Origin of the sequence: Ruegeria sp. AU67 (assembly GCF_900312795.1) — a bacterium.
GTDB classification, from domain to species: Bacteria; Pseudomonadota; Alphaproteobacteria; order Rhodobacterales; family Rhodobacteraceae; genus Ruegeria; species Ruegeria atlantica.
In genome coordinates, this window is sequence record NZ_OMPH01000031.1 from 128615 (window position 1) to 137245 (window position 8631).

Annotated in this window: 8 protein-coding genes; 7 read left to right on the forward strand and 1 reads right to left on the reverse strand. The window is 56.0% G+C overall.

Annotation, left to right across the window (positions count from 1 at the left end):
- Positions 1–4 precede the first annotated feature (4 nt).
- The 7 genes from DK510_RS19175 to pdeM all read left to right on the forward strand — a co-directional run bounded on the left by DK510_RS19175 (position 5) and on the right by pdeM (position 7587).
- Positions 5–988 carry a type II secretion system F family protein gene (locus DK510_RS19175; protein ID WP_109313456.1) on the forward strand — a complete coding sequence of 328 codons (984 nt, stop codon included), beginning with the start codon at positions 5–7 and terminating at the stop codon, positions 986–988.
- 49 nt (positions 989–1037) lie between these two features.
- Complete coding sequence (locus DK510_RS19180) at positions 1038–1577, forward strand: tetratricopeptide repeat protein (RefSeq protein ID WP_234999155.1); 540 nt, start codon at positions 1038–1040, stop codon at positions 1575–1577.
- 29 nt (positions 1578–1606) lie between these two features.
- The gene (locus tag DK510_RS19185; protein WP_109313457.1) at positions 1607–2458 is read left to right on the forward strand and encodes a lipopolysaccharide assembly protein LapB; all 852 of its coding nucleotides are present in this window, start codon (positions 1607–1609) and stop codon (positions 2456–2458) included.
- A 3-nt stretch (positions 2459–2461) separates the two neighbouring features.
- Positions 2462–3007: a prepilin peptidase gene (locus tag DK510_RS19190; protein ID WP_109313458.1), complete on the forward strand. Its 546-nt coding sequence runs from the start codon at positions 2462–2464 to the stop codon at positions 3005–3007.
- A 116-nt stretch (positions 3008–3123) separates the two neighbouring features.
- Positions 3124–4431 (forward strand): ATPase, encoded by a 1308-nt coding sequence (locus tag DK510_RS19195; protein WP_109313459.1) that lies wholly within the window; start codon positions 3124–3126, stop codon positions 4429–4431.
- A gap of 40 nt (positions 4432–4471) precedes the next feature.
- Positions 4472–6883: a ligase-associated DNA damage response DEXH box helicase gene (locus DK510_RS19200; RefSeq protein WP_109313460.1), complete on the forward strand. Its 2412-nt coding sequence runs from the start codon at positions 4472–4474 to the stop codon at positions 6881–6883.
- A 41-nt stretch (positions 6884–6924) separates the two neighbouring features.
- On the forward strand, positions 6925–7587 hold the full coding sequence (gene pdeM, locus DK510_RS19205) for a ligase-associated DNA damage response endonuclease PdeM (protein ID WP_109313461.1): 663 nt from the start codon (positions 6925–6927) through the stop codon (positions 7585–7587).
- A gap of 2 nt (positions 7588–7589) precedes the next feature.
- Here pdeM and DK510_RS19210 read toward each other — a convergent pair whose 3' ends face one another.
- On the reverse strand, positions 7590–8327 hold the full coding sequence (locus DK510_RS19210) for a LytTR family DNA-binding domain-containing protein (RefSeq protein WP_109313462.1): 738 nt from the start codon (positions 8325–8327) through the stop codon (positions 7590–7592).
- Positions 8328–8631: the final 304 nt, after the last annotated feature.

Here is an 8631-nt window from a genome sequence, read left to right on the forward strand (position 1 = left end):
GAGTATGGAATTTCTGACCCAAATCAATGAAGTCCTGACCGAGAATTTGGGACCGTTTGGACCCCTTATCGTGGTTGGTGTTCTGGGGTTGTTCATGATCCTTGTGGCCTTGCCACTGATGCTGAACCAGCCCGAGGACCCTCTCAAGAAACTACAGCGTTCACATGCGGCGCCCAAGGAAAGCAAGAAAGGCAACAAGGACAAACTGCGACAATCCAGCCGCAACGAGCAACTTCAGAAATTCGCGAATTTCCTAGAACCACAAAACAAAGAAGAACTGTCCGCGATGGAGCTCAAGTTGCGCCAGGCGGGGTATCAATCCAAGGACGCGGTCCGCTTTTTTCACTTTGCTCAATTTGCTCTTGGTTTGATAGGCATTTCGATTGGCGTGCTTTTGGTCACGGTTTTTGCTGGTGATCAGGAATTCACCCCGGCCCAGATGGCCATGCGCGTCTTGATTCCGGCTTGTGCGTTCTACTTCCTCCCACGCTATTGGATCACTCGGCGCGTTGCCGAACGACAGGAAGCCATCGTTGCAGGTTTCCCCGACACTCTGGATCTTATGCTGGTTTGCGTCGAAGCAGGTCAATCGCTGGATCAGGCGATTGTTCGGGTCGCGGCTGAAATGAAAGTCTCTTACCCGGATATTGCCTCGGAATTCGAAGTTGTCGCGCACGAATTGAAGGCGGGTAAGGAAAGGGACAGCGTTCTCAGAGACTTTGGCACACGTTGCGGCGTTCAGGACGTCAGCTCGTTTGTGACTGTTATGATCCAGTCGGCCACATTTGGTACATCAATCGCCGAAGCCCTGCGGGTTTATGCCGGTGAAATGCGTGACAAGCGGGTAATGCGCGCCGAGGAGGCCGCGAACAAGTTGCCAACCAAAATGACACTTGCCACAATGATGCTGACGGTGCCGCCGTTGCTGGTCATTCTGGTCGGCCCCTCGGCAAAAGGCATCGCGGAATTTGCAAAAGCCGGTGGATAACGTCCCGATGGAATTAAATCTCAGGTGTACCAGTTTCAGGCTACGCCGCATGTTTCAGGCCACCATGGTTCTTGCCATGGTGGCCTCTTGTACAGAAATGGGCCTTTCAAACGGTCTGGACGCTCCGGGCGTTGACCCCAAAGCCGATGCCGTTGATCCGATTACGGTCGGAAACCGACTGATGGTATCGGGCGAATATGAGCTTGCGCTGACTTCCTTTTCCCGCGCCGCGCTGGATCAAGGGATGACAACGGAACTTCTGACCTCAATGGGAACTGCAAACCTGGGTCTCAGGCGTTTGGGGCAAGCAGAAGAACTGCTGCGCCGCGCCATAGAGGATGAACCCGACTGGCCCATTGCGTGGAATAATCTGGGTGTTGTGCTGATGGAAAAGGCCGAATACCCTGAGGCAGAGCAGATGTTCAGGCGCGCCTTTGCTTTGGACAATGGCGAAAGTGACGCAATCTTGGACAATCTGCGCTTAGCACTCGCAAAAATGGAAAATCCTGTTAATACTACCCCGGAAAAACAAGAATATAAACTGGAGCAGCAAGGCGACGGGCAATTCATGCTGCGCAAGCTCCCGTAACATTGGCAAGAGCAGTAAGGGACGCAAAAATGCGCCAAAAATTCTTGATTCCGACGATGGTGATCTGCGGGATGGTTCTGTCCGCCTGCGAAAAAGAAACCGAAGAAGAAAAGGTCGAACGCACCTATCAGGAGGTGAACGTCATAGACGAAACCAACCTGAACGAGGTTCTTCTGACTGCGGCTGATCCGAACGAGGCTGTGACCTATTTCAAAGGCGCCGCCGCAAAAAATCCTGGCCGGATCGACCTGCAGCGGGGCCTTGCGATTTCTCTTACCCGCGCCAAGCGCACGACCGAGGCCGCATCTGCGTGGAAAAAAGTAACTACCATGAAAGGCGCGAACAACGTCGACCGGGTCGAGTACGCCGCCGCATCGGTCCGTGCTGGTGACTGGGCAACGGCTAAGTCGACGCTGGATTCTGTTCCTCCAACCTATGAGACATTCCAACGTTACCGTCTTGAGGCGGTCGTTGCAGACTCCAGTAAAGACTGGAAACGCGCGGATCACTTTTACGAAACAGCCGTTGGTCTGACCACACGCCCTGGTGGTGTTATGAACAACTGGGGCTACTCCAAGCTGTCGCGCGGTGATTACGCCGATGCCGAAAGGTTGTTTTCCGAAGCAATCCGTCAGGACAAATCGCTGTTCACGGCTAAGAACAACCTCGTGTTGGCCAGGGCTGCACAGGGCAACTATAACATGCCAGTTGTTCCTCTGACACAAGTTGAGCGAGCCATGCTGCTGAATACAATGGGTATTTCTGCGATCAAGCAAGGCGATATCACGACAGCCAAGAACCTGTTTCGTGAAGCCATCGCAACCCACCCCCAGCACTATGAGGAAGCCGTTCGATCGCTTCGCGCGCTTGAAGAGGCCTGATTCATGAATATCCCTGCGACGGCAGCCGCATGGTTTTTGCCGTTTGTGTTGCCGATCTGTTTTTATGTAGCCTTCACTGATCTGCGTAGCATGCTGATCAAAAATCATGCCGTGATCGCTTTGGCCGCGGTTTTTGCTGTTGTCGGGTTGATTGCACTGCCACCCTGGGCCACCGAGTGGACGACCGGCAGCGTGGGTCCGATTGCCCTGACACTTCCGCCCTATCTGTGGCAATTGCTGCATATCGTTGTCGTTTTGTTTTTCGGCATCCTGTTGAACGCGGCCGGCGTCATGGGGGCAGGTGATGCCAAGTTTCTGGCTGCCGCCTCAGCCTTTGTCTGGGCCGGTGACTATCTGCTTATGACGCTGATCGCCACTTGCGCCATGCTTGGTGCATATGTGACGCACAGGCTGGCCAAGCACACACGCCTTCGGGCGATCGCCCCGGACTGGGAGAGCTGGGATCGGGGCAAGAAATTTCCGATGGGTTTTCCGTTAGGGGCCAGTTTGGCGATCTATCTGATTTTTGGAACTGTTTCCGGCTCATAAACTATCATCAGTCCGCCTTTTCAATGCCTTTGTGCTGACACAAAGCAGGTTAAGATTTTATGCAAGCAGCCCTTGTGGGGCTTTAGGCGTGATTAGTGGATAGACGGGCAACGCTCATGAATATGCAGACGACCTCGGTTATGGCCCCCCCTGCCCCCAAGGGTATGGCCGAAATGAAACTGCCCATCGTGATGATGCGGGACATTCTGCTTAAGACGATATTCCGAAAGAACGTGGATACGGTCACGGAAATCGCGGAAGCGATCTGTTTGCCAGGTGCGGTCACGCAAGAACTTGTAGACATTGCACGCGAACAGAAACTGCTCGAAGCGACGGGCACACTGAACGCCAACAGTGGAAACGAGATGGGCTATCAGCTTACCGATGCCGGCAAAGCCCGTGCACTGGACGCGCTGAGCCAATCTGAATACTTCGGCGCTATGCCGGTTCCGCTGGACGTATACCGGGAACAGGTCAAGCGTCAGTCAATCCGAAATATTCAGGTGACCCGTGATCAGCTAACTGGTGCGATGGGACATCTTGTTCTGCCCGACAGCCTGCTGGACCATCTGGGCCCCGCAGTCAGCGCCGGCCGGTCAATTCTGATGTATGGCCCTCCGGGTAACGGTAAATCCTCAATCTCGAACGGTATTCGCGACGCGCTGGGGGACAACGTCTATGTTCCCCGTGCCATCGAGTATGCAGGTCAGGTCATCACGGTCTATGATCCGATCGTCCACACCGCGATCGAGCAAGAGGCGGATGACCCCAACAGCCTGCGCCGTCGCAAGCGGTTCGACACCCGCTATGTTCAGTGCGAACGCCCGACCGTGGTAACGGGTGGTGAACTTTCGCTTTCAATGCTGGATCTGGTCTACAACCCGACTGCACGTACCTATCAGGCGCCGCTGCAGCTGAAATCAACCGGTGGCATCTTCATCGTGGACGACCTTGGTCGTCAGCAGGAACCGCCACAGGCGCTGATCAACCGCTGGATTGTTCCTCTGGAAGAGAACAAGGATATTCTTGGCCTGCAGTCCGGCGAAAAGTTCGAGGTTCCCTTTGACACATTGGTCATCTTCTCGACCAACTTCCACCCGAATGAGATCTTCGACCAAGCGGCCCTGCGTCGGATCTTCTTCAAGATCAAGATCGGTGGTCCTGTTCAAGAAGACTTCCTAAAAATCTTTGCAATGGTGGCGCGGAAACGCGGCATGCCGCTGGATGAATCCGCTCTGGTGCATTTGCTGAAGGTCAAATACCCGACCATCAACAACGTCTATGCCAACTATCAGCCGATCTTCCTGATCGACCAGATGATCTCGATCTGCGAATTCGAGGGCATCCCCTATCAGATGAGCCCCGACCTGATCGACAGGGCCTGGGCCAACATGTTCGTCAAAGACGAGGTAATCGTAAATTAACGCCGTGCCATTTCCGGGACAGGCCGGGTAGTCTGCGTTCATGACGCAGATTCCCCCCCGAATCACGGATTGGTTTGACGCCAAAGGCTGGTCCATCCATCCACATCAGCAAGAGATGTTTGACCGGGCTAGGGACCCGGCAACTTTGCTCATTGCGCCGACCGGCGGTGGCAAAACGATGGCCGGTTTCCTGCCGACACTGGCCGAGCTGGCGGAAAATGATCGCCCCGGTCTGCACACGCTCTATGTTTCCCCACTCAAGGCTTTGGCCGCCGATATCCGCCGCAACCTGCGCGGCCCGGCGGACGATATTGGCCTGCCCATCCGCATCGAAGACCGAACAGGCGATACCTCGGCCACGCAAAAGAAACGTCAGCGCGTGGACCCTCCGCACATCCTGCTGACCACGCCTGAAAGCCTGGCCTTACTGACGTCGTACGAAGACGCCCCGCGGATGTTTGCAGGCGTCCAACGCGTGATCGTGGACGAAATCCACGCCTTGGCCGAAAGCAAACGAGGCGATCAGTTGATGTTGGCGCTGGCCCGTTTGCAGAGCTTGTGCCCTGACCTGCGACGCGTCGGCCTGTCGGCCACAGTCGAAGACCCCGATGCCATCGCGCAGTTTTTGGCCCGCCATCCCAATCCTTGCAAGATCATTCAGGCTGATCCCGGCCCCAACCCCGATATCCAAATGCTTGAGACGCAAGAGATGCCGCCCTGGTCCGGTGGAGGGGCGGCCTATTCGATCCCTGCGGTGCTGGATCAGATCAAACAACACAAAACCACGCTTATTTTTCACAACACCCGCGCGCAGGCCGAAATATTCTTTCACAACATTTGGCTTGCCAATGATGACGGGCTGCCCATTGGCATTCACCACGGCAGCCTAGATCGGCAACAGCGCGAACGGGTCGAGGCTGCAATGGTCCGCGGTGACTTACGCGCCATTGTTTGCACCGGCAGTCTGGATCTGGGCATCGACTGGGGCGATGTGGATCTGGTGATCCAGATTGGCGCGCCCAAGAACGTCAAACGTCTGGTTCAACGCATTGGTCGTGCCAACCACCGTTACAACGCCCCGTCCAAAGCCCTATTAGTGCCAGCGAACCGGTTTGAAGTGGTCGAGTGCGTCGCCGCGTTGGAGGCGGCAAAGGCCCATGATCTGGATGGCGAACCGCGCGGACCGGGCCCAAGGGACGTGTTGTGCCAGCATATGCTCATCGCCGCTGCGGCAGGTCCGTTCGATGCAGATGCCCTGTTCACCGAAATGACGGCAGCAGGGCCATATTCTGATCTCAGCCGCGCTGAGTTCGACGCCTGTTTGGATTTCTGTGCAACCGGCGGCTACGCGCTGCGCGCCTATGATCGCTGGCAGCGGCTGTTGCAGCGCCCCGACGGCCAATGGCAGCTAAGAGACCCGCGGGCAACACAGCGTATTCGTATGAACCTGGGCACGATACAGGACACAGACACGCTGAAAGTCCGCTTAAAGCGCAATCGCGGGGGCAAACCGCTGGGTGAGGTCGAGGAGGCATTTGCAGCCTCTCTGACGCCCGGAGATACGTTTCTGATCGGCGGACAGATCGTACGGTACGAGGGGCTGCGAGAAATGGTGGTCGAAGTCAGCCGCCGGGCGGACAAGAAGCCCAAGATCGCTACATTTTCGGGCACTAAGTTCGCGACCTCGACCCAACTCAGCGACCGTATCCTGCGCATGTTCGCTCAGCCGGAGTGGCCACAACTACCTGCTCACACGACCGAATGGTTAGCGTTGCAGCGGGATATGTCCCGATTGCCTCAACGGGATCGCTTGCTGATCGAGAGTTTTCCCAATGACGGTCGTGAACACCTGTGTGTTTACGGCTTCGCTGGGCGCAATGCGCAACAGACCCTTGGGCTTTTATTGACTAAACGGATGGAGGAAACCGGGTTGGCGCCGCTTGGTTTTGTTGCCACCGACTATGCGACGCTGATTTGGGGCCTGGATGCTGTGACAGACCCAAGCCCATTGCTCCAATTGGACAAACTGCGTGACGGGCTTGAGACATGGCTGGCGGGCAACGCTGTCATGAAACGCACCTTTCGCGCTTCGGCCACAATAGCAGGCCTGATCGAGCGCAATACAGGCGGGAAACGCAAAAGCGGGCGTCAGGCTACGTTTTCCTCGGATATTCTTTACGACACGCTGCTGAAATATGACCCCAACCACCTTCTGATGCAGATCACCCGCGAGGAAGCAATACGCGGACTAGTGGATTTTGGACGTATCGAGACAATGATTGAACGAATTGGTGACCGGATAGATCTGGTTCGGCTGGATCGGGTCTCTCCCCTCGCCGCGCCGTTGTTTCTGGAGGTTGGCAAAGTACCGGTCAAAGGTGCCGCCGAAGAACGTCTGTTGGCCGAGGAAAGCGCCCGATTGCTACAGGCTGCGGGACTAGACGCGAAGTAATTCAGCTTGCGCCAAGGATCAAAACAGGTGAAGAACGTACCATGAACGAGCTGGCGTTTTCCTTTGCTGAACAAGATCTGCGCGCATTGGGAACTGGTGCGTTGTGGTGGCCAAGCCGGAAACTGTTATGCGTCAGCGATCTGCATCTTGGCAAATCCGAACGTATGGCGCGGCGCGGTGGTCCCTCTTTGCCGCCCTATGACAGTCAGGACACCCTGACCCGGCTGGCAGCCGACATCGACAGAACCGGCGCGCAAACTGTCATCTGCCTGGGCGACAGCTTTGACGATTTGGATGCGTTGGCTGCATTGGGCGCCGCCGAGAAGCTTTCGTTGACGGCCCAGCAAGCAGGCCGACAATGGATTTGGATCGAAGGAAACCACGACCCGGGTCCAATAGATCTGGGCGGAACACATCTGGCTGAATACACGGCAGGCCCATTGGTTTTCCGGCATATCGCCCAACCCAGTTGTCACGACGAAATCTCGGGGCACTATCATCCCAAGACCCGCATTAGGGCACGCGGTCGGACGATCACACGCCCTGCGTTTTTGATGGATAATGCACGACTTATCCTACCGGCCTATGGCACCTATACAGGCGGGCTACGAAGTTCCGAGAAAGTTCTATGTGACTTGATGAGCGACCGGGCAATGGCCATCCTGACCGGCCCTCATCCACGAATCATCCCAATGCCACGCTGAGATCATATCAACCCGTCGTCTTCAAGCATCGGCTTGTACTTCCGGCTGACCGGTATCAGGTCACCATTCACCAGCTTCAAGTAGATTCTGTCGGCTACCTTCTCAGTGCCTGTGACTGCGTTGTCCACGATCCAATGGGACCGGTGCGCACAATGCCCGCGCAAGGGCTCCATTTCCCCAACCGCATCAGAGAGCCGTAACCGGATCGCAAAGGTACCCTCTGTTGTGACCACATCCACGTAGTGATTACGCGAGCTCAGGCGGTAGATCTGCCCCTGAAAAGACGCAGGCAACCGTCGCGCAAGCCGCGGAGCCGGGGACGATGGTGGAGCGCTTTTGGGTTCTGCCCGGCTGGTCAGAATCCGGCCAGCGGTAAACAAGGCGCTGTATCCAATAACTCGCGGGATGCCGGGTGCGGAGTGGCCCCCAATGGAAAACAGAACCACGGCCAGCACCCAAAGGGACGGGATAAACAACAGCAGAACAAACAGGGCGATTGCCAGATCACGCACCGGCAAGTTCAGAACAGTCCCGGATTCTCGGATCAGTTTTCGGGCTATCCAGGTCGACGTAACGGCGATACCCATCACCCCGAACCAAAATAAGAAGCTTATGACAAACGGCAAATCCGACATCTGGAACGGCGGAAAAGCGTAAGCCAGCATAGGAAGGAAGAACGCTCCGGCCATCACGCGTTGTGGGCTGCACAGGCTGAAGATGGGTCTTAGCTTTGAAGTCATACCATATCAAAAACCACTTTCAGGGGCCCAGCCACAAGCCCCGGAAAGCTAACATTCACACACTGTAAACGGCTGGGAAATCCCGGCTAACACGCCCCATTCAGACATTCAAACCTTAAAGGGGGGAAATTTAGCACGTTGACATCATGGCCAATTTTCACACTTGTGCGAAATTCAGTTTCGCTGGGGCGCATTTTTTGCGCCCCAGCGAAACAGGTCAGGCTGTGAGGCCTTCTGGTTCTGGGAGTTTGTTGGCGCGGCAGCAGGCGGTGAGTGTGTTGGCCAGCAGGCAGGCGATGGTCAT

Bases quoted from the DNA above. Each gene is read 5' to 3' on its own strand.
- DK510_RS19185 (WP_109313457.1), top strand. From the start codon at position 1,607: ATGCGCCAAAAATTCTTGATTCCGACGATGGTGATCTGCGGGATGGTT.
- pdeM (WP_109313461.1), top strand. From the start codon at position 6,925: ATGAACGAGCTGGCGTTTTCCTTTGCTGAACAAGATCTGCGCGCATTG.
- DK510_RS19180 (WP_234999155.1), top strand. From the start codon at position 1,038: ATGTTTCAGGCCACCATGGTTCTTGCCATGGTGGCCTCTTGTACAGAA.
- DK510_RS19190 (WP_109313458.1), top strand. From the start codon at position 2,462: ATGAATATCCCTGCGACGGCAGCCGCATGGTTTTTGCCGTTTGTGTTG.
- DK510_RS19210 (WP_109313462.1), bottom strand. From the start codon at position 8,327: ATGACTTCAAAGCTAAGACCCATCTTCAGCCTGTGCAGCCCACAACGC.
- DK510_RS19175 (WP_109313456.1), top strand. From the start codon at position 5: ATGGAATTTCTGACCCAAATCAATGAAGTCCTGACCGAGAATTTGGGA.
- DK510_RS19195 (WP_109313459.1), top strand. From the start codon at position 3,124: ATGAATATGCAGACGACCTCGGTTATGGCCCCCCCTGCCCCCAAGGGT.
- DK510_RS19200 (WP_109313460.1), top strand. From the start codon at position 4,472: ATGACGCAGATTCCCCCCCGAATCACGGATTGGTTTGACGCCAAAGGC.